Origin of the sequence: Chthoniobacter flavus Ellin428 (assembly GCF_000173075.1) — a bacterium.
In the GTDB taxonomy this organism is placed as follows: Bacteria; Verrucomicrobiota; Verrucomicrobiia; order Chthoniobacterales; family Chthoniobacteraceae; genus Chthoniobacter; species Chthoniobacter flavus.
This window is the reverse complement of record NZ_ABVL01000009.1, coordinates 168,429-187,998: the sequence shown is the minus strand read 5'-3', so window position 1 is coordinate 187,998 and position 19,570 is coordinate 168,429. Positions and strand designations below refer to the sequence as shown.

17 protein-coding genes are annotated in these 19,570 nt (G+C 62.4%); 7 read left to right on the top strand and 10 right to left on the bottom strand.

Going from position 1 to position 19,570, the window contains the following annotated elements; translation table 11 throughout:
* Positions 1-11: 11 nt before the first annotated feature.
* Complete coding sequence (locus tag CFE428DRAFT_RS16245; protein ID WP_157447544.1) at positions 12-593, top strand: PEP-CTERM sorting domain-containing protein; 582 nt, start codon at positions 12-14, stop codon at positions 591-593.
* A 378-nt stretch (positions 594-971) separates the two neighbouring features.
* On the opposite strand, the gene rpsA is transcribed toward CFE428DRAFT_RS16245, so the two are convergent.
* Complete coding sequence (gene rpsA / locus CFE428DRAFT_RS16240; RefSeq protein WP_006980684.1) at positions 972-2,672, bottom strand: 30S ribosomal protein S1; 1,701 nt, start codon at positions 2,670-2,672, stop codon at positions 972-974.
* A 123-nt stretch (positions 2,673-2,795) separates the two neighbouring features.
* Positions 2,796-3,017 (bottom strand): hypothetical protein, encoded by a 222-nt coding sequence (locus CFE428DRAFT_RS37420; protein ID WP_006980683.1) that lies wholly within the window; start codon positions 3,015-3,017, stop codon positions 2,796-2,798.
* Here CFE428DRAFT_RS37420 and CFE428DRAFT_RS37415 point away from each other — a divergent pair.
* A complete protein-coding gene (locus tag CFE428DRAFT_RS37415) occupies positions 2,961-3,566 on the top strand; it encodes a BLUF domain-containing protein (RefSeq protein WP_337442721.1) in 606 nt (201 codons plus the stop codon). The genes CFE428DRAFT_RS37420 and CFE428DRAFT_RS37415 overlap by 57 nt on opposite strands.
* 87 nt (positions 3,567-3,653) lie before the next feature.
* Here the strand turns inward: CFE428DRAFT_RS37415 and CFE428DRAFT_RS16225 are convergent, their stop codons facing one another.
* Together CFE428DRAFT_RS16225 and CFE428DRAFT_RS16220 are read right to left on the bottom strand one after the other, a co-directional pair.
* Positions 3,654-5,036 carry a nucleoside recognition domain-containing protein gene (locus CFE428DRAFT_RS16225; RefSeq protein ID WP_006980681.1) on the bottom strand — a complete coding sequence of 461 codons (1,383 nt, stop codon included), beginning with the start codon at positions 5,034-5,036 and terminating at the stop codon, positions 3,654-3,656.
* A gap of 100 nt (positions 5,037-5,136) precedes the next feature.
* Complete coding sequence (locus tag CFE428DRAFT_RS16220) at positions 5,137-5,520, bottom strand: hypothetical protein (RefSeq protein WP_042725125.1); 384 nt, start codon at positions 5,518-5,520, stop codon at positions 5,137-5,139.
* Between the two features lie 248 nt (positions 5,521-5,768).
* Here CFE428DRAFT_RS16220 and CFE428DRAFT_RS16215 point away from each other — a divergent pair, with 248 nt between their 5' ends.
* On the top strand, positions 5,769-6,002 hold the full coding sequence (locus CFE428DRAFT_RS16215; protein ID WP_006980679.1) for a hypothetical protein: 234 nt from the start codon (positions 5,769-5,771) through the stop codon (positions 6,000-6,002).
* A 179-nt stretch (positions 6,003-6,181) separates the two neighbouring features.
* Complete coding sequence (moeB, locus tag CFE428DRAFT_RS16210; protein ID WP_006980678.1) at positions 6,182-7,375, top strand: molybdopterin-synthase adenylyltransferase MoeB; 1,194 nt, start codon at positions 6,182-6,184, stop codon at positions 7,373-7,375.
* Between the two features lie 144 nt (positions 7,376-7,519).
* Here the strand turns inward: moeB and CFE428DRAFT_RS16205 are convergent, their stop codons facing one another.
* The 5 genes from CFE428DRAFT_RS16205 to CFE428DRAFT_RS16185 all read right to left on the bottom strand — a co-directional run bounded on the left by CFE428DRAFT_RS16205 (position 7,520) and on the right by CFE428DRAFT_RS16185 (position 14,964).
* Positions 7,520-8,539, bottom strand: a complete 1,020-nt coding sequence (locus CFE428DRAFT_RS16205) for an alkaline phosphatase family protein (RefSeq protein ID WP_006980677.1) — start codon at positions 8,537-8,539, stop codon at positions 7,520-7,522.
* A gap of 102 nt (positions 8,540-8,641) precedes the next feature.
* Positions 8,642-11,308, bottom strand: coding sequence for a glycosyltransferase (locus CFE428DRAFT_RS16200; protein WP_006980676.1), 2,667 nt, complete (start codon positions 11,306-11,308; stop codon positions 8,642-8,644).
* A 230-nt stretch (positions 11,309-11,538) separates the two neighbouring features.
* Entirely contained in the window at positions 11,539-12,960 is a 1,422-nt protein-coding gene (locus CFE428DRAFT_RS16195; protein WP_049975662.1) for a formylglycine-generating enzyme family protein, read from the bottom strand.
* A 151-nt stretch (positions 12,961-13,111) separates the two neighbouring features.
* Complete coding sequence (locus tag CFE428DRAFT_RS35765) at positions 13,112-13,333, bottom strand: addiction module protein (RefSeq protein ID WP_006980674.1); 222 nt, start codon at positions 13,331-13,333, stop codon at positions 13,112-13,114.
* Positions 13,334-13,404: 71 nt separating this feature from the next.
* A complete protein-coding gene (locus CFE428DRAFT_RS16185; protein ID WP_006980673.1) occupies positions 13,405-14,964 on the bottom strand; it encodes a sulfatase family protein in 1,560 nt (519 codons plus the stop codon).
* Between the two features lie 184 nt (positions 14,965-15,148).
* Between CFE428DRAFT_RS16185 and CFE428DRAFT_RS16180 the strand changes: the two genes are divergently transcribed.
* From CFE428DRAFT_RS16180 to sufU, 3 genes are read left to right on the top strand one after another with little or no spacing between them, the layout of a single operon-like run.
* Positions 15,149-15,403, top strand: a complete 255-nt coding sequence (locus tag CFE428DRAFT_RS16180) for a Trm112 family protein (RefSeq protein ID WP_006980672.1) — start codon at positions 15,149-15,151, stop codon at positions 15,401-15,403.
* Positions 15,404-15,424: 21 nt separating this feature from the next.
* A complete protein-coding gene (locus CFE428DRAFT_RS16175; protein WP_006980671.1) occupies positions 15,425-16,654 on the top strand; it encodes a cysteine desulfurase in 1,230 nt (409 codons plus the stop codon).
* Complete coding sequence (sufU, locus tag CFE428DRAFT_RS16170; protein ID WP_006980670.1) at positions 16,651-17,115, top strand: Fe-S cluster assembly sulfur transfer protein SufU; 465 nt, start codon at positions 16,651-16,653, stop codon at positions 17,113-17,115. The genes CFE428DRAFT_RS16175 and sufU overlap by 4 nt, the downstream gene beginning before the upstream one ends.
* On the opposite strand, the gene CFE428DRAFT_RS16165 is transcribed toward sufU, so the two are convergent.
* Entirely contained in the window at positions 17,112-19,487 is a 2,376-nt protein-coding gene (locus tag CFE428DRAFT_RS16165) for a DEAD/DEAH box helicase (protein ID WP_272941122.1), read from the bottom strand. The genes sufU and CFE428DRAFT_RS16165 overlap by 4 nt on opposite strands.
* Positions 19,488-19,570 lie beyond the last annotated feature (83 nt).

Here is a 19,570-nt window from a genome sequence, read left to right as displayed (position 1 = left end):
CGGCGGCCTTCGTGGCGGTTGTCTGCGGGGCGGGCCCGGCCCGCGCCCAAACGGTCACCGATGCTTACCTCGTGACCACCCAGAGTTATACCACGGAGTCCTTTCAGGGGGGGCAGACGCTCAGCTTCACCCTGCACGCCACCCAGGATGTCACCTTCAATTCTCTGGGGTTTATCGATGCCAACGACGACCCCAACGTCGACTACCATTACTTCACCGCCGGCGACGGTCTCCACGACAGTTACCTGGTTGAGCTCTTGTCCTCCACGCAACAGCTTCTCGCCAGCGCCACCGTCACGCCGTCTTCCCCGCTGGGCCAATTCAGTCCATTCCGTTACGCCCCCATCCCGGCGACGACGATTTCTGCCGGCCAGAACTTCAGCGTCGCGGTGGTGCTTCCCGACACTCTGCTCGACCCGTGGCTGAATGGCGTCACGAACTCCAATCAATTCGGTCTGTCAGGCCCCGTTACCAACGCCTTCGCCAACGCCAGCACCGCAGTCGTCGCTCCCGAGCCTGCCGCCACCGCTTTCCTTTTCCTCGCTCTCGGCGGCCTCGCCATGCGCCGGCGCCGCCGCACCGCGACTGTCTGATAGCAGAGCAGCACTGTTTTTCTGCTCGTTCCAAAACTCGAGCGGAGCGGGAGGTCAGACGCAGTCTGCCCGCAGGGTGGCGACGGCGGTCGCCAACAATTAGCGAACCGCTTTGGGAACGTGCTCCACGCTCCGGAAATTCTGTCTCCCGGTTTAGTATTTCGTTGGAGTGGATGCCTGGCGGGGCTCCGGCAAAATGAACGGCTGCGCGTGTGCGCAGAGCGAAGGGGGGGGAACGGAATTTCAAGTCGGACTCGGTGGTGTGCGGATAGGATGCCGGCAAAACAAAAGCGCTGCCGGTTGCCTGGCAGCGCTTTGTTGATTGGTTGCTTGGAGTGGACGCCTCGACGGAGCGAGGCGGCTACATCGGAAGCGAGACTACTTCTTCTTGGTCGAAGAGTCGCCGGGGCGGTATTCCTCGGCGGCAGCGGCAAAGGCCTGCTCGAGGCCGACCATGTCTTCGCCCGGTTTGAGGGCGTCGAACGCGGCGGCTTCGCGCTTGATGTCTTCTTCGCTGTAGTTCGCGGCCTTCAGGGACAGACCGATGCGGCGCTCGGTCTTGTCGACCTTGATGACGCGCGCTTCGACTTCCTGGCCCACCTTGAGATGGTCCTTGATCTTGTCGACGCGGTCTTCGCTGATCTGCGAGATGTGGATGAGGCCATCGATGTCGCCTTCGAGCGAGATGAACGCGCCGAAGGTGGTGATCTTCGAGACCTTGCCTTTGACGAGGTCGCCGATCTTGTACTTGTTCTCGATTTCCTTCCACGGATCGCCCTCGAGCTGCTTGATGCCGAGGCTGATGCGCTGGTTCTGCTTGTCGATGTCGATGACCACGGCCTCGATCTCGTCGCCCTTCTTGAGGACTTCGGAGGGGTGGTTGACCTTCTTGGTCCAGGACATGTCGGAGACGTGGATCATGCCGTCGATGCCTTCCTCAAGCTCGACGAAAGCGCCGTAAGCGGTGAGGTTGCGGACGGTGCCCTTGACCTGGCGGCCGATCTGGTAGCGGTGTTCGATCTCGTCCCAAGGATTGGGCTCGAGCTGGCGAACGCCGAGGGAGATCTTCTGCTCTTCCTTGTTGACGCCGAGGACGACGGCTTCCACTTCCTGGCCGACGGTAAGGACGTCGGACGGGCGGGTGATGCGCTTGGTCCAGGAGAGTTCGGAGACGTGGATGAGGCCTTCGACGCCTTCCTCGATCTCGACGAACGCGCCGTACGGCACGAGGTTGGTGATCTTGCCCTTGACCTTGGAGCCGACGGGGAAACGGTTTTCCGTTTCTTCCCACGGGTTCTTCTGGGTCTGCTTGAGGCCGAGGGAGACGCGCTCCTTCTCCTTGTTGATGTCGAGGACGATGACGTCGAGCTCCTGGCCGACCTTGACGAGTTCGCTCGGGTGACCGAGGCGGCCCCAGGTCATGTCGGTGATGTGGAGCAGGCCGTCCATGCCGTCGAGGTCGATGAACGCACCGAAGTCGGTGAGGTTCTTGACGACGCCCTTGACGGTGGAGCCGACCTTGATCGTGTCCATGAAGCGCTGGCGCTTCTCGGCACGCTCGGCTTCGATGAGCTCGCGGCGGGAGAGGACGACGTTTTTACGGTCGTCGTTGATCTTGACGATCTTGAAGTCGTAGGTGTTGCCGACGAACTGCTGGAGATCCTTGGGCGGGACGATGTCGATCTGCGAACCGGGGAGGAACGCTTCGACGCCGATGTTGACGGTGAGGCCACCTTTGACGACGGCTTTGACCTTGCCCTTGATGAGCCCGTCGCCTTGGAAGACCTTGACGATCTTTTCCCAGTTCTGACGGTAGGCGGCCTTTTCCTTGGAGAGGATGACCGAGCCTTCTTCGTTTTCGAGGCGGAGGATCAGTACTTCGACTTCGTCGCCGATCTGGATATCATCGGCGTCATCAAATTCACTGAGGGAAACGGCGCCTTCAGATTTGTAGCCGATGTCGACGAGAACTTCGCGGGGGCGCACTTCGATGATGCGGCCTTTGACGATCTGTCCCTCTTTGAACTCGCGAAAACTTTTCGCGATCAGGTCCTTCATTTCTAGCATGGATTTATTCATTTACTTGCCACGGGTTCCGATTTTGGCCTTTTCCATCCGGGCAACGCCAACATAGCGGCACCAAAATTAAGCGGGGGAAAAGGGGCGGGTAAGATAGGACTTGGCCGCCGGAAGGCAAGGGTTTTAGTTGTGATTTTGCCGGGGCGGGAAGGAACACCGCGAGGAGGAGCCGTTGCCCTGGAGTTTTTCGGCGCGGACGAGGGCCTGGCGGACGAGGACGGCGTAGCGCATGGCGTCGCGGCGGGCGGTGCAGCGGAGGACGGCCTCAGTATCGACGAAAACTACGAAATGATACGTAACCTTCTCCACGTGAACACGCTGGGCCGAGGCGGTGTGCGAGGACATAGGAGAATGGTTTGCTTTCCAAAGAGGGCATCGCCTATCGAAGGATGCGCGGATGTGCATAAAAGGAGACATCCAATGGCACGGAATGAAGCGAATATCGGGACGATGGTTACGACAAAAGGCTCCACAGTGCTTCATTCAGTGCTTTACGTGAGCACTGCGCAGGTGCTTTTCACGGCCCCACGGATGGAAGAACTGCTAACGAAGAGTCGGGCGAGCAATGCGCGGCAGCAGATCACGGGACTGCTGCTGTATCGTGATGGAGCGTTCATGCAATTTTTGGAAGGACCGGAAGGGGCGGTGGAGCGGCTGTTCCGGAAGATCAAGGCGGATGAGCGGCATTTCGCGATCGTGACGATTTCCGAAGGGGCCATTCCGCAGCGCCGTTTTCCGGATTCGCCAATGGGTTTTCACAATTTACGGGATCACGCGGTGCGGGCCTTGCCGGGATTCGCGGAATTCGCGGAGACGTCGCTGAGTATGTCGGAGTTTTGCGACGAGCCGGGCCGGGCGATGCAGTTGCTGGGGGTGTTTGAGCGGGGGCGGTGACGCGCAGAGACGCGCTCCATATCGGTTAGCGCTCGAGTTCGGATTCTTAATCTTAATCTTACTCTCTGGCCGGGATTAAGATTACGATTAAGAGAAGAGCACTCGGCAGAGAGCGATCGAGGCGATTACGGCCACGGTATCGGCGGTGAGGCCGGCGAGGACGGCGTGGCGGGTTTTACGGATGGCCACGCTGCCGAAGTAGACGGTGAGGACGTAGAAGGTGGTCTCGGTGCTGCCGAAGATGGTGGCGGCCATTTTCGCGGTGAGGCTGTCCGGGCCGATGCCAGGGCGGTTGATCAATTCGACGAAGACGCCGAGGGTGGCGCTGCCGCTCAAGGGGCGGAGCAGGACCATGGGCAGCAGGTCGGCGGGAAAGTGAAAGTGGGCGAGGAACGGTCCGAGATAACGGGTGAGAGCCTGGATGACGCCGGCATCGCGCAACATGCGGATGGAGACGAGCATGGCCACGAGGAAGGGGATGATGCGCGTGGCGGTGGCGAAGGCTTCCTTCGCGCCGTCGGTGAATTGCTCGTAGACCTTCACGCCGCGCAGGGTGGCGTAGAGCGGCAGGAAGGTGAGCAGCCAGGGCACGGCGATGAGCGAGAAGGTCCGCAGCGCGCGCAGGAAGGGCTTGTGCGCCATCGGCATGTCGGGGAAGAGCTCGGCATAGTGCCACGACGCGTGCAGGAGACGCGGGATGCAGTCCATGTTGCCCGGCGCGTAGATGACGAGGAAGATGAGGGCGAAGACGAGGGCGTGTGCCCAGAGGGCGATTTGCCGGCCGGCGGTGAGGGGCGTGAGCACGGGCTCTTCGAGGGGGGCGCTGGGTTCGGCGATGGCTGTCGCGGTATCCGATGTCGATTCGGGCAGGTCCGGTGCCCCCGGCCGGAAGATCGGCAGGCGCTCGAGGAATTTCGACATGAGGACGCCGCAGATGAGCGCGCAGGTCGTGGCGAGAATGGCCGCGGGAACGAAGCTCGTGGCATCATGTGCGCCGGCGAGGATGAGGTAGCTGATCGCGGTCGTCGGGAGCAACTGGATGGACGCGGTATTGATCGCGAGGAAAGTGACCATCGCATTCGAGGCGGTGTCCTTGCGCGGGTTGAGTTGCTGGAGCAGAAGCATGGCGCGCAAGCCGAGCGGGGTGGCCGCATTGCCGAGACCGAGCATGTTGGCTGCCATGTTCATCACCATGGCTCCCATCGCGGGGTGATCGGCCGGCACCTCGGGGAAGAGCCGCCGCAAGAGCGGGCGCAGGACGCGGGCGATGATCTGCACGAGCCCGCCGCGTTCCGCCAGGCGCATCATGCCGAGCCACACCGCCATGAGACCGGTGAGCGGGAGCGCGATGCCCATGACGGCATCCTTGGCCGTCTCGAATGCGCCCTTGGTCAGCGCATCGAGCTGGCCGGTGAATCCGCCCACCACCACGGCGATGAGGAGAAAGGCGAGCCAGATCCAATTGAGCATGGGCGCGGACTATGCCGCCCGGATGTCCTGCGGTGCAAAAGAAAAGACGGGAAGAATAGGAGAGATGGGATTCCGATCGCTCCCATTCTTCCTCTACTTCCTATTCGGATTCGCCGCGAAAAAACCGCACCGCCGCCGAGCAGACATAGGTGTGCTTCATCATAGGAAATCTCGCGCCGACGGACTGGATGAAGCGATGACAACCAGATCCAAAAAGATACAGCGGAACGATGAAGGCTTTGCCGCGTTCCGGATCGAGATAAGTATCGTGGCACCAGAGCTCGAATGGTGGCACGCCGGCGCCGGGGACTGACTCGTCGGGAATTCCCATAGCGGCGGCCACGGCGCGGATGTCGTCGGGCGTCCACCACACGCGGAGCACGCGCAAACCGAGGGTGGGATATTCGAAAATGACAGTGCCGCGCGAAGCCAGGAGGTGCCGCTCGAACTGGCCACGAAAGAGCATGCGCCCGAGTCGGTGCATGCGATGAACTACTCTGTAGGTGCCCCCGTAATGGAGAACACGTAGACAGATGGCCAACGCCCCGATCAAGCAGCCGCAGAGCACGGCGGTGATCAGCAAAGCGTATCCGAAAACGGCCATTATTTATTCATTTCCGAATCGTCGGGAACCTCCTATGGAGCGCATGCTGCGCCACATTTCACAAAATCCCGGTAGCTGAATTGAAATCTGGTGATAAAAGTTTACAGCCCCACCGCTTTTCTACGGACATGACGAAAGCCACGATAGCCGAAATCCAGCTGCTGCTGGCATGCCAGCCGTTCCAGCCTTTCGTCATCGTCACGCGGAGCGGATTGAAATACCGGGTGGCCAGCCCGGAGCACGCCGGGATCAACCCGCGCGGTTCGCGCCTTCACGTATGGTTCGATGACGACACCGGGGTGACGATTTCCGAGGCGAATATCATGGCCCTCGAGCGGGATGCGCAACCGGCGGCGGCTTGAGTGGGGAAGTGGGCAGTGATCAGTAATCAGTAATCAGCGAATCCGTTGTGCGAGCGATGACGGCAGGCTCCTACTGAATACTGATTACTGACCGCTGATTACTATTCTCCCCACTATGACACGCCGAGGTGCTTGGCAAATCGCCAGGCCGTGGTAGGCTCCGCGTCCCATTTTCTCTTATGGCTATCAGCAGCATCATTGATCCCGAGCGCTCCGAGCGCGTCCAGTTCAGCAACGACGAGATTGCCCGCTACTCGCGGCATCTCATCATGCCCGAGGTGACGCTCGAGGGGCAGAAGCGCCTGAAGAGCGCCAGCATCCTGTGCATTGGCGCCGGCGGCCTTGGTTCGCCCATCGCGCTGTATCTCGGCGCCGCCGGCATCGGCCGCCTGGGGCTCGTCGATGCGGATACCGTCGACTTTTCGAATCTCCAGCGCCAGATCCTGCACGGCACGCGCGATGTCGGTCGCAAGAAGCTGAACAGCGCCCGCGATCGCATCCGCGAGGTGAACCCGAACGTGCAGGTCGATCTTTACGACGACTTCTTCACCGCGGCGAATGCCCGCCAGATCTCCGAGCCGTATGACATCATCATCGATGGCACGGACAATTTCCCCACGCGCTACTGCTCGAACGACGTCGCCGTCTTCCAGAAGAAGCCGAACATCTACGGCTCCATCTTCCGCTTCGATGGCCAGTGCACTGTCTTCGCACCGCACCTCGGCGGACCGTGCTACCGCTGCATGTTTCCCGAACCGCCGCCGCCCGGCATGGTCCCGAGCTGCGCGGAAGGTGGCGTGCTTGGTGTGCTGCCCGGCATCATCGGTGTGATGCAGGCGATCGAAGCCGTGAAGCTCATCATCGGCATCGGCGAGCCGCTCATCGGCCGCATGATCGCTTTCGACGCGCTGAAAATGAAGTTCCGCGAGTTCAAGCTGCGCAGGGATCCGAAGTGCCCGGTGTGCGGCGACAACCCGACGATCAAGGAACTCATCGATTACGATCAGTTTTGCGGCATCCCGCAGGCCAAAGCCGCGGAAGAAGCCGAGGCGCCCGTGCCGACCATCAGCGTGCAGGATCTCAAGGCGAAGCTCGATCGCGGCGACAAGTTCAAGCTCATCGACGTGCGCGAGCCCTTCGAATGGGACATCTGCCGCATCCCCGGTGCGACGCTAATTCCGCTCGGCCAGTTGCCCTCGCGCATGAGCGAGCTCGATAGCGCCGACGAGATCGTCCTCCAGTGCAAGAGTGGCGGCCGTTCCGCGCGCGCCCTCAAGCTTTTGCAGGAAGCCGGCTTCAGCAAGCTGAACAACCTCGAAGGCGGCATCACCGCCTGGGCCGAGCAGATCGACACCAGCGTGCCGAAATACTAATCTTAACCGTGGGGTGAAGGCCTCGCGAAATACCCGAAAAGGCCGGGATAGTTTTAAGTTTTAAGTGTTAAGAAATCCGCTGCCGCACGGCAGCGCGCGAACCCACTTAAACTCAAATCTTAACACTTAAAACTAATTTCGGGACTACTGGAAAACGTCCGTGACGACGTAGTCGTTGGTGATCCCAATCCCGAGCGCGTTGGGTTGTTGATCGCCGCTTTTGCCGAGGCCGTACATGGCTTCGAAAGTGCGCAACAGGTTCACGTGGGTGATCCCTTTGCCCTCCGGATATTCTCCCGCTTTGATGTGTGCGCCGGCGAAGATGGTCGGGATGCGATTTTGCAGTGAATGCCGAAACTCCGCGTCCGGGCCGTCGAGCGAGACGCCCGGGTTCGTCAGCCCCTGGTAGTGCCCGCGGTTGTCGTTTTCGTCGAAAGTGAGGACGAGCAGGCTGTTGTGTTTCCTGGCCCATTGGTAATAGGCGTCGATGTTCTCCTTCAGCCAGGTATCGCCGGCGGGCACGCTGTCCTTGGGAGCTCCGTCGTGCATGTCATTGATCAGGTTGGGGATGACGAAACTGACCGTCGGGAGGTTTCCGAAACCTGCGGCATCTTTTGGAAACTGGGTGAACGGCAGGCTGGTCCCGTTGGACAAATTGGAAAAGCTGACCCATGGGACGTGCTTGCGGGCGTAAAGCGCGCGGTCCGGTTTCGGCGGCCAGACCACGACCGTCGAGTCCACGGCCGGCAAATTTTCCGAGTAACCCATGAACGTGAGTCCATTTTTCAGCAATTGCTCGCCGAGATTCGGAGCCTTGAGCAAGTGCTGCGGCATCTGATCGTAAAAACCGATGCGATGGTTGTTGCCCGAGAACAGCCAAAAATAATTGCCCTCGCTGGAATGCTCTTCGCCGAACATTTGCGTGAATACGGCGCCTTCCTTGCACAACACAGAACTGATGTAAGGCGTCCACGCGTTATTGATGATCTGCTCGTAGTCTTTGTTCTCCTCGAGCACGATGACCACGTGGTCGTAAACCGGCGCGGTCTTTGGCCAATCCAGGGCGGGCGGAGCATCGCCGGCGTGGACAGATGCCGGGAGCGCAACGGTGGCGATAGAGGCGCTGCAGAGCAGAGGAAGAAAACGGCGAAGGGGAAGATGCATGAGGAGGATGATCGTGGAGGGAAATGGGTGCTGAAGTAAGTCTGAAATGGGGAATGTCTTAGAAGCGGTGAGATGAGTGAACCGCGACGGAGGACGTGACCACTAGAGCCCGCAGAGCGCGGTGTAGTTGTCCAGCATTCGTTCCATGGAGAATCGCTCGCGAATGTGAGCGCGACCGGCTGTGGCAAATGCCGCGCGCAGGACCGGATCGTGCGCCAGGGTCACGATGGCTTCGGCGAGCGCGGCGGCGTTTCGGCGCGGGACCAAACGTCCGCATACGCCGTCGAGGATCTGCTCGCCCGCGCCGCCGACATCGGTGGCGACGACCGCTACGCCTGCGGCAAGCGCTTCCAGGGAAGCGTTCGGACACCCGGAAGGTTCGGAGATCATCACGAAAAGATCCAGGCCCGTGAGGAAGTTGCGCGTGTCGGTGAGTTCACCGCACCATTCGATCGGCAATCCACGGGCGGCGCGGCGCAATTCGCGCGCGTGCGCTTCCGCACCGCGCTCGACGCCCCCGGCGATGCGCAGGACGAAGCCGGGCAGGCGCGGGGCGGCGAGTCGCACGGCTTCCAGCAGATCACCGAGGCGCTTGTCGGGCGACAAGCGGGCGGCGGTGCCGAGCACGAGCAAGCCTGGCGTGCGGGATGGGCGGGGCTGGGTTTCGAGCGGGACGCCATTGGAAATCACGTGCACCGGTGTGCCTAGGGTGTGCATGGCTTGTTTCGCCTCGGTTGCGTATTTGACGACGACTCCAGCCAGTCGTGCGCCGTACTCGCGGGGGTGACGACAGGGCAGCGCGGGACGTGGATTGGCGAAGTAGCGCGCGAGAGAGTGAAAATACATTTCACCGGGGCTGACGTCGAAGAGCGGCGCCTCGAGCAACGAATCCGTGATGAGGATCTTGAGGACTGGGATGACATTCCAAAAAAGAATGGCGCGCGGCCGATCCGCGGTAATGGCTTCGAGCAATCGTGCCACGGCGAGGGGGCTGTCGAGCGCCGCAGGTGGTGGCACCGCCGTCACGGGGATGCCGTCGGCGAGTAAAGCCGCGCGGCCCGGCGTGGGTTTTGCGGGATGCTCCTCCATCACCGCTGCGCGCACTTTGATACCGCGGGAGGCCAGTCCCAACAGCAGGCGGCGCGCGCTGGATTGTGCTCCGCCGATCGAGAAATTGTTGGTGATCAGCCACAGCCCATCGCCCGCGGAACGGCGCGGGGTCAGGATTTGCGGGTAAAACCAGAAAGTGCGCGCGGCCATCTGCGGCCGGTGGAAGCTGGCCGGCAAGGGTGGAGGACTCGTGCGTGGAGCGGAGGCGATTTCGGCCAGCGCGGCGGCTACTTCGTCGTCGGTGGCTTCGATGGAGAGCAAGCGCAGCGAAGTAGTCTGTGCCGCGATCTCTCGTGTGCCACCGGCGTCCGTCGCTACGACGGGCAGTCCGGCGGCAAGGGCCTCGAGATGGGCGAGGCTCAAGCCTTCAAACGCGCTGACGGAGGCGAGGACATCGCTTGCGGCCAGCACTTCGCCAATCTCCTGCACCGCGCCGGTGCTGTGGATACTTTCGGGGTGCGGGTAAGTGGCGATCGCGGCATCCAGTTCCGAAGCGGCCTGGCCGGCATCCACGCTGCCGCGGCTGGGGGCTCCGGCGAGGAGAAGCCGGACGGAGCGCGGAGCGAGACGTGGTTGCACGGCGGCGAGAATCGCCGGCAACCGCGCGAGACATTTTTGCCGGCGGGGATTGGCAATGGCGATGATGACGAAGTCACCCTGGCTCCAGCCGAGGCGCGCGCGCCATTTCTGCCGAACGCTTTCCCTCGGTTCCCGCAGGGCGACGGCCGCTGGATCGATCCCATTCCAGACCGTGCGGATGGGAGCGCCGAGATTCGCTTCCTGGGCCTGCTCGGCGACGGCGACGGAGCAGGCGAGAATGAGATCCGCGAGGGGAGGGCCGCCGTCGCCCACTCCGGCTGGCCAACCGGCGGGCATATTATGCAGCGTGAGCACCAACGGCACACCTTGCGCGCGGACGGCGCGCGCCTCCGCGGCGGAAAGCAGATGGCCGTGCACGAGGTCGGCGCCGAATTCGCGGGCCGCAGCGGCGATGGCCCGGGCGCGAGTTTCCGCATCGCGCGGCACGTGGGAGAGGTCGAAGAAATGGGCCGGTTCGGGAAAGGAAGGGCGCGTGGGACGGCCCAAGACGGCAACCGCGACGGCGACGCCGAGACGACTCAGTTCGTGCGCCAGATCGAGCGTGACCCGTTCCGCACCGCCGATCTGGATCGAGGTGACGACCATCAGCACGCGCCAACCGCGCCACCGGCGCACGTCGAGAATGGGCAGATGGACTTTCCGAAATTCACGCATGGCCAGCAGCCGCCGCCACGCGGTCGTCCAATCGTCGCCGGACTCGAGTCGGGCGCCGAGTTGTCCAGCCGCTTCCGGAGCGAGTAGCGCGGAAGCTGGTGTCGGAATGCGCGGCGCCGGCCAGCTTCGGCGATCGAAATCGCCGCCGTGTTTGGTGAGCAGCGTTTGCCAACGCTTTGCCTCGTGCCCGTCGCGTACCGCGCCAAGGGCAATCAAGGGACGTCCCGTGGCGCTGGAGGGGATTGACGGCAGTGCGCCTTCCTGCAACGGCCATGCGCCCGAAGCCATCCAGAGGACCGGCTCCCGCGTGCTGCGTAATCGCTCAATCCACTGCTCGCGCGACGCAATCGCTTCGGATTCGATACCGGCATGGCGCAACGCGCGTCGCGTGCGCTCGATCCACATCGAGTCACCCGCTTCCTGTGAGTGGACCCAGCAGTTGATTGATTCTTTTAGCAGATGACGCGTTGGAGGGCACCGCGCCGTCGGTGCTGGGTTTTGAGATGGCTGCGGAAAAGACGAATCACCTGCTCTGATTCTATCCATCGGAAACCATTCCGTTAGATACGCCGACACCCGGCACCGACGGAGCGGTGCCCTCCATTCTTCTGCGGAAATCTTCTCCGAATGACACCTCAGTACGCCGGCGGGTTACCGTGATAGGGAGGATCATCATCCGCAATGGTCCGTGTTGTTGGTGTGTTCATTCCAGTCGTCATGGGACGAAATGGCGATGCTCCGGAGTTGACCGAGACCGAGACGTTCGCCGGTCGTCCTCCAGTGAAAACAAAATGCCCCTGCGTTCCGCCTTCATAGCGCACATCCGTCTGTTGCGATTGGCCGTCCATCTCATAGCGGCAGGTGATCGGTGTGCCGACGGAGAGGCCATCGCCCACGACCCAGAACCCATCGTCGACCAATCGCACGCGCAACGGTTGACCAGGCATGTAGCGGAAATTCGTGGCCGATCCGCTGCCACCCAGGTTGCCGGAAATTGCCCGAACGATGGCGCGCAGGATGAAGAAAGCGATGCCCAGAAAGGGGACCAGAATCAACCAGGCGAAGCTGAAAGGGGATGAACTCCGATGTGTCGCATAGGTAATGGGATCTGCGTCCGGCGACGTCACAGGCCGTGAGGTGACGAGTGAATCCGCGCGTAAATTCACTGGTGCGGTTCTCGTCGTAGAAACAGGCGCGGCCAGCACGGGGGACACATCGAATGACATGATGCGGAAACCGTTGTCGGCGTTGCGGCTCGCCGCCTCGTTGCGATAGCGCGCGGCGGGCCGGCAGAACTTCGCCTCGCGCATCCATGAACCGCCGCGCAGTACGCGCCGCGGTTTGTCGGAGAGTGTGGAGTCGCGCTGCACAGGATCGGTCGCGTTGTCGTTCGGGTAGGGCCCATACCAGTCCTCGCACCATTCCCAGACATTTCCGAGCATGTCGCCCAGTCCCCAGGCGTTGAGCGGCTTCTGCCCGACGGAATGGGTGCTGTTTGCGGAATTGCCTTTCTGCCACGCGACGTCATTGGCGCTCGGCAATGTTGTCGCCCCGGCTCGCGCGGCAAATTCCCATTGAGCTTCGCTCGGCAGGCCGAAGGTGCGACCGGTCTTGCGCGAGAGCCATTGCAGAAAGGCACCCGCGTCGCGGTAGGTTACGAGGGTCACCGGGTGATCGTCGTTTTGCGAAAAGCCGGGATTGCGCCAGGTGAATTCCTTGCGCTGGGTCAACCGTGAGCCGTCCCAGCCGAACCCGCCCGAGGGCCCGCTTTCCGCTTCCGTGCGATAATGCGTCTCGGCAATGAACCGCGCGAACTGTCCACGCGTGACGGGATATTTGCCGAGCAGAAACGGACGTGTGAGCGTGACGTGACGTGGAGCCTCGTCGGCGCCGCGACCCGCTTCATTTGCCGGGGAGCCTTGTTGAAAACTCCCCGCTTCAATGCGGACCAGCTGTATCTTCTGTCCGTCTCCCAGGTCGAATTGCAGCAGAGCCGGGCTTTGCGCTCGCAATGGCGCGAAGGCACTCAGGGTGGCGAAGGTAAGAACCCAGAACAATCCACGGGTGCGGAGGAACGGAATTGCGCACATGACGGCGCTGGTTCTGCTCTCCTCAAGGAAGCGCGTCAAGTATCACGACGTTTACTGGCGTTCTATTCCTGCCGACGGAGATTTTCGATTGTGGCGAACTACCGAGACTTGGGATGTATCAATCCCGGCGGGCTTGGACGTGCTGATCGAATTGCTCCAAACTAATACCGATGTTGGGATTTGCGTCCAATTCTGCGTTGCGACGCAATGCCTCGGCAATTCCCTCATCCTCATCGTCGAGGACAGGCGGGAGTGACTGAAGTAGATGAGCTGCGAGAATGGTCCGTTGAGAATCCGGCAATTCAAAGGCGAGCTTTTCGACTTCTGTGATACTGGGCATGAGGGAGTGTAGCGAATGGGGGCTGTAGGAGCAAGCCCGCGGGAATATCTCTTAGCTCCACGATTCTACCTTCAATCATCCTTCTTCTCAAAATCCGTTGGATTCACCCACGGAGTCTTCATTTTCTCGCCCTTCATGTAGCGCTCATAGAAGCCGACGTGCGCTGGGTCGGAGTGGGCATAGTGGTCGAAGATGGCGCCGTTGCCGAAGATGCGCGGGTCGCCCTGGGCGCGGAGTTCGGTGACGAGTTGCTCGCGCAGGCTCGATTGCAGGGAGGTGCTTTGCGGCTTGAGGGCAAGGTTGTTGATGCAATCGGGGTCGTGGGCGAGGTCGTAAAATTCCTCGGCGGGACGCGTGCCGAAGCAGCGTGCCCAGAAGATATTCGTGGGATCAAGCCGGTGGGCTTCGAGGATGGTGGTCTTGGTCGGGCTGCCGTCGCAATCGAGGTAGCCTGTCTCGGGATTGCCGGCCGGCCAGCGGGTGGGCTCGAAGTTATCGAGATAGACATACCCGCCCTTGATGATGCCGCGGATGGGATAACCTTCGTCGTTCGGGCGGCCGATGTCATTGCGCTCGCGGCCGATGAGCACATGGTCGCGCGCCGGATTCGTGAGGCCGGATTTCTCCGAGTGGAAAATGTCGGTGAGACTGTGGCCGACGGTCGGTGCCATGCCGGTGGCGGACCAATCGATGCCGGCGACGTCCATGAGCGTGGGGGCGATATCCACGAAGCTCACATAATCATCCACCGTGCGTCCGGGGTGGGGAATGCCCGCCGCCCAGCGGACGGCCATGGGCAGATGATTCGGCATTTCGCCGGCGTTGCCTTTGCTGCGAGGGAAAGGCATGCCGTTATCACTGGTGACGATGACGAGGGTGTTTTCGAGCAGGCCGCGCTTTTCCAATTCGGCGAGCATGCGCCCGAGGTGGCGGTCGAAGTGTTCGACCTCAAAGGCGTAGTCGAGCAGGTCGTTGCGCACGGTCTCATTGTCCGGCCAGCAGGCGGGCACACGATCGATATCGGAGAGTTTCTTGCCGCCCTTGGCGACGCCCGAGCCGTACTCGTAGCCGCGATGGGGCTCCACGCTGCCGTACCAGAAACACCATGGCTTGCCCTTGGGCGCGGCGTCGAGGAAGGATGCGAAATTGGCGGCGTAATCGTTGTTGCTGATGTCCTTGGTGGGTGGCGGCGCCTTGTGCTCGTTGAAGGCGACGCCGGTGAGGAGCCGTGGGAATCCATTGGCATCCTTGGCTACTCCAGGTCCCCAGCCTTTCTGCGTGAAGCCGACGAACCAGCCGTGTTCGGTAAGCGCTTCGCCCCAGCTTTTGAATTCCTGCGGGAAATAGCAGATGTGGTTGGCCGCTTCCTTGAGTTGCCACGGGCTGCGACCGGTAATGATGCAGGCGCGCGACGGTGCGCACTTGGCGCTCGGTGTGTAGGCGTGGGTGAAGAGGATGCCCTCCCGGGCCACCCGGTCGAAGCTCGGTGTCTGGACCCACTTCGTGCCGTAGACGCCCGAGTGATAGCCCCAGTCATCGGCGAGGGCGAAGAGGATGTTCGGCGGGGTGGAGGGGGCGGCGTGGAGGGTGGTGGCGAAGATGAGGCTGAGGAGGAACAGGAGGCATTTCATGGAAGTGGGAGGTGGAACATCCGACGCCCAACATCCAACATCCAACATCCAATCAAAGTCACGCGCGGAGACGCGTGTCGCATGGATCCTATGCCTCCTATTTCCAACGGCTTGTCCATCGACACTGGTCGACAGCGCTCTTATGGGAATGGACATCTTGGGTGGACCTGCCCATTAAGAAGAGATGATCACCGATGAGCTCCTTGCGCTGCTGCGTTGTCCCCAGACGATGCAGTCTTTGTCGCTGGCCTCGGTGGAGCAACTCGCGCAAATCGAAGCCGCGCGTGCGGCTGGCAAGTTGCTGGACCGTTCCGGGAGAACGGTGAAGGAACCGATCCTCGGCGGATTGGTCCGCGAGGATGGGGCGTTGCTTTTCCCCATTCGCGATGGCATTCCGGTGCTGTTGCTCGATGACGCGCTGCCACTTGGCGCAGCGTGAGGTCCGGCCCATATTGATGACATGCAGCAAACGAACGAAGTGAATTGGCAGGCGATCCGCGAGGATTTTCCCATCCTGCGTGAACAGATCCATGGCAAGCCGCTGATTTATTTCGACAGCGCGGCGACTTCACAAAAGCCCTGCGCCGTGCTGGGGGCGTTGCAGCATTACTACGAGCACGACAATGCCAATGTGCACCGTGGGTTGCATGGCTTGAGCACGCGCGCGACGGAGGCCTACGAGGCGGCCCGAGCCAAGGTCGCGAAGTATCTCAACGCGCCGAATGTGGATGAGATCACGTTCACGCGGGGCACCACCGAGAGCATCAATCTCGTGGCCAACACCTGGGGCGTGAAATTTCTCCGCGAGGGTGATGTCATCCTGCTCACGGAGATGGAGCACCACAGCAACCTCGTGCCGTGGCAATTGCTCGCCGAGCGAACGGGCGCGCGGTTGCGCTTCGTGCCGGTGCAGGAGGACGGCACGCTGGCCCTCGGCGCGCTGGATTCGCTGCTCACGCCGGAGGTGAAGCTCTTCGCGTTCACCCACATTTCGAATTCCCTGGGGACGATCAATCCGGTGGCGGACCTGTGCAGCGCGGCACGGGCGGTTGGAGCGGTGAGCCTCGTGGACGCCGCACAGAGTGCGGGGCATCTGCCGGTGGATGTGCAGGCGATGGGTTGCGATTTTCTTGCGCTCTCGGGTCACAAGATGTGCGCGCCGACGGGCATCGGCGCACTCTACGGTCGCGCGGAATTGCTGGAGGCGATGCCGCCGTGGCATGGCGGTGGCGAGATGATCCTAAGCGTGCAATTCGAGCGCAGCACTTTCAAGAAAGCGCCGGGGAAATTCGAGGCCGGCACGCCGAACATCGCGGGCGCGGTCGGGCTGGGCGCGGCGATCGATTATCTGGAGAACATCGGGCGCGCGGCGATTTTCGAGCACGACACGAAGCTGGCCACGTATGCGCACCGGCGGCTGGAGGAATTGCCGGGCGTGCGGGTGCTGGGGCCACAGGAGCGCGGAGGATTGGTGGGCTTCGTGATGGAAGCGGCGCATCCGCACGATCTGACGACTTACGCCGACCAGTACGGGCTCGCGCTGCGCGGTGGACATCACTGCACGCAACCGCTCATGCGCAAACTCGGGCTCCCGGGAACGACGCGCGCGAGCTTTTATTTCTACAACACCATGGAGGAGATCGATCGCATGATGGAGATCCTCGAAAATGCAGTGCGTTTCTTTGCATGAATTCGGAACTCGAAGAGTTGTATCAACAGGTGATTCTCGATCACTCGCGCCGGCCGCGGAATGTGGGCGAGATCGCCGATGGCGCGGTGCACGTGCACGGCGACAACCCGTCGTGCGGCGATGAGATTCATCTGCACGTGAAGTTTGGTGCGGATGGCGGGATCGAAGATTTGAAGTTCACCGGCCAGGGGTGCGCGATCAGCCAGGCCTCGGCGTCGCTCATGACGCTGAAGGTGAAAGGGAAGAGCCGCGCGGACGCGGGAGCGATGCTCAGTGCATTCCATGATCTGGTCACGACCGAGGTCAGCGATCCACCGAAGTCGTTGGGCGACCTGCGGCTGCTGCAAGGCGTGCGGAAATTTCCGCAACGCGTGAAATGCGCGATGCTCGCCTGGCGGGCCTTGGAGCAGGCGATGGAGGCGGGGGATAAGGAAGAACACGTCTCGACGGAGAGCGCCTAAGGGCGCGCGATCGTTGTCGGGGAGGCGGACTTTTCCAACAGGTCGGATGCGGCGCTTTTCAAGTCGCGCCAGCGGGAAAGATCGTAGTCGGGCGCCCAGACGATGTGACGGAGGACGCTGCGCCATTCGATGAGGGCGCGCTCGATGTCGCCCTGGCGCAGGGACTCGGTGAGCAGGCGGGTGCGGGAGGCGCCGCGCTCGACGATGTCGCGGACGACTTCGCTCGCGCCCGCGCCGTAATCGAGGGGTACGCCCATGTCAAGATAGCCGGGCAGGTCGGCGCGTTCGTAGACGCGCTGGCAGAGCCCGCCAAGACGTCCGCCGTAGGGAGAATCGTCGCCGGCGAAGCGCGGCCCGGCGCGGAGATTGGCGAGATCGAAGACGAGTTCCTCGAGGGGATAGCTCTCGTCCTCCAGGGCGGCGGCGACGGCCAACCCTTCGCCGTGATGGAAGAAGCTGAAGAGGATGCCGCGGGGCGTCGGCACGCCGGCAACGTCGATGAGCCCGAGCCGCCGCCAGGCGTAAGCTGGCGATTGGGTGATTTCCACCCGCTCGCAATAGACCTGCAGTTCCGGACAGTTGCGGCACACGGGCGGAAGCTCGCGCCGCTCGGGCGGGGCGAGCAGGAGGCGTCCGTGCCGGTCGCGAAAGGCAGTGGCCGGCGCGCCGGAAAAATCCTGGCGGGCGAGCAGTTGATCGCCGCGGGTGACGAAGCGCAGCGCCATGGCAGGTGGGACCATGCGTTCCTCCGGCGCGGCTTGTTGCATCAGCGAAGGGAGACGCTCGATGACTTCGTGCTGGAGCGCGTCGGGTTCGAGCCGCGCCTTGCGCAGGAGTCGCCGCAGCCAGGGCGCAAGCGCGAGCATGGTATCACCGCGACGGGTGCCGATGATGGCCTCCCGTCCGTAACGTTTGGTTCCCTCGGTCTCCAGCTTGCAGAGATTGCCGAAGCCGAACGGATCGAGGGTCCGGGCGAGAGAGAGCGCGGGGCGCCAGCGTTCGCCTTCCCGCGCCAGGACTTCGCCGAGCGTGGTCGCGGTCGCCTCGGGACGCACCTCCCACTCACCACGCGAGTTGAGCATTTCGGCGACGCCGCGCCGGGCGAAACGGGCGCGTTCCATGTCGACGGATAGACCGCAGGGCATCGGTCCGGTCTGGCGCGAATGCTCGATCCCGAGCGGCACGGCCTGGGCGGTAAAGAGACGCGTGTTCAGGTCGAGCGCGGCGGTGAAAGGATCGGCGCCGGTTTGCACCGCGGCGTGCATCACGGCGAGCAGCGTGGGCCAGTCGACCTGCGCGGGACGCTTGAGCTGACGCGGGCGGCCGTCGTGCAGGCGCGGAGGGCGATCGCTGATGAGCGCGTAGCCCAGTTCATCGAGTCCGCGGCGTCCCGCCCGGCCAAACATCTGCAGCACTTCATCCGGCGCCACCTGGCGCTCGAGATTCCCGGCCATGTAACGGGTATCGGTGATGAGTACTGCCCGCATGGAAAAATTGATGCCCGCGGCGAGACCCATGGTCGCGACGACGGCGCGAAGCTGGCCGGCCTTGGCCAGCGGTTCGACGAGTCCCGCGCGCTGCGCGTAGCTGAGTCCGCTGTGGTGAAAGGCGATGCGCCGCGAGAGCAGCTTCGCGAGTTGAGGGCCGGCGAGTTGCTGCTGTTCGAGGTTGAGATGCAGGGGCGCATCCGCTGGCAGCGCACTGGCGAGATCGCGGGCCAGTTCCTCCGCGGCACGACGGCGCGGCGCGAAGAGCAGAATGGGACCGAGATCGGCGCGCAATGCATTGCCGACCAGCCGCGGCCAGCGGCCGCGGACATTCGCGGGCATCTTGTTCGGTAGATTTTCGAGATCCACTTCCTCGAGCGGCACCGGTCGCTCGGTATGCGAGACGAGCATGGCATCGCGCCCGATGCGCTTCAACCACGTGACGATATCCTGCGGATTTGCCACGCTGCCGCTGAGCAGCAGCAATTGGGTCTCCGGCGGCGCGAGCGCGAGGGCGAGCTCGTAATTCAGGCCGCGCACCGGATCGGCGATCATCTGATATTCATCCACCACCAGTAGGCGCGGCCCGCGCCGCTGGAGAAATTTGCGCTTCTGCGTCTCCAGCGTGGCGACGACGATTTTCGCATCGAGTTGATACGCGAGGTCACCGGTGGAGATACCCACATCCCAGCCGCGCGCCTGCCATTCGGCGAGCTTGTCATTGGCCAGCGCGCGCGTCGGCACGGTGAAAATGGCCTGTCCCTTCAGCGCCGGCAGGAAGAGCTCGAAGACGTAAGTCTTGCCCGCTCCGGTCGGCGCATGTACGACCACATCCCGCCCTTCACGCAGGGCGTGGACGGCTTCCTGCTGCCAGAGATCGGGGATGACGAGATTTTGAAGGAGTGCGTTGATGGTTTGTGGCAGTAAGACTGCGTTCTAACGAAAAGCAGGCATGAGCTTCCCGCATC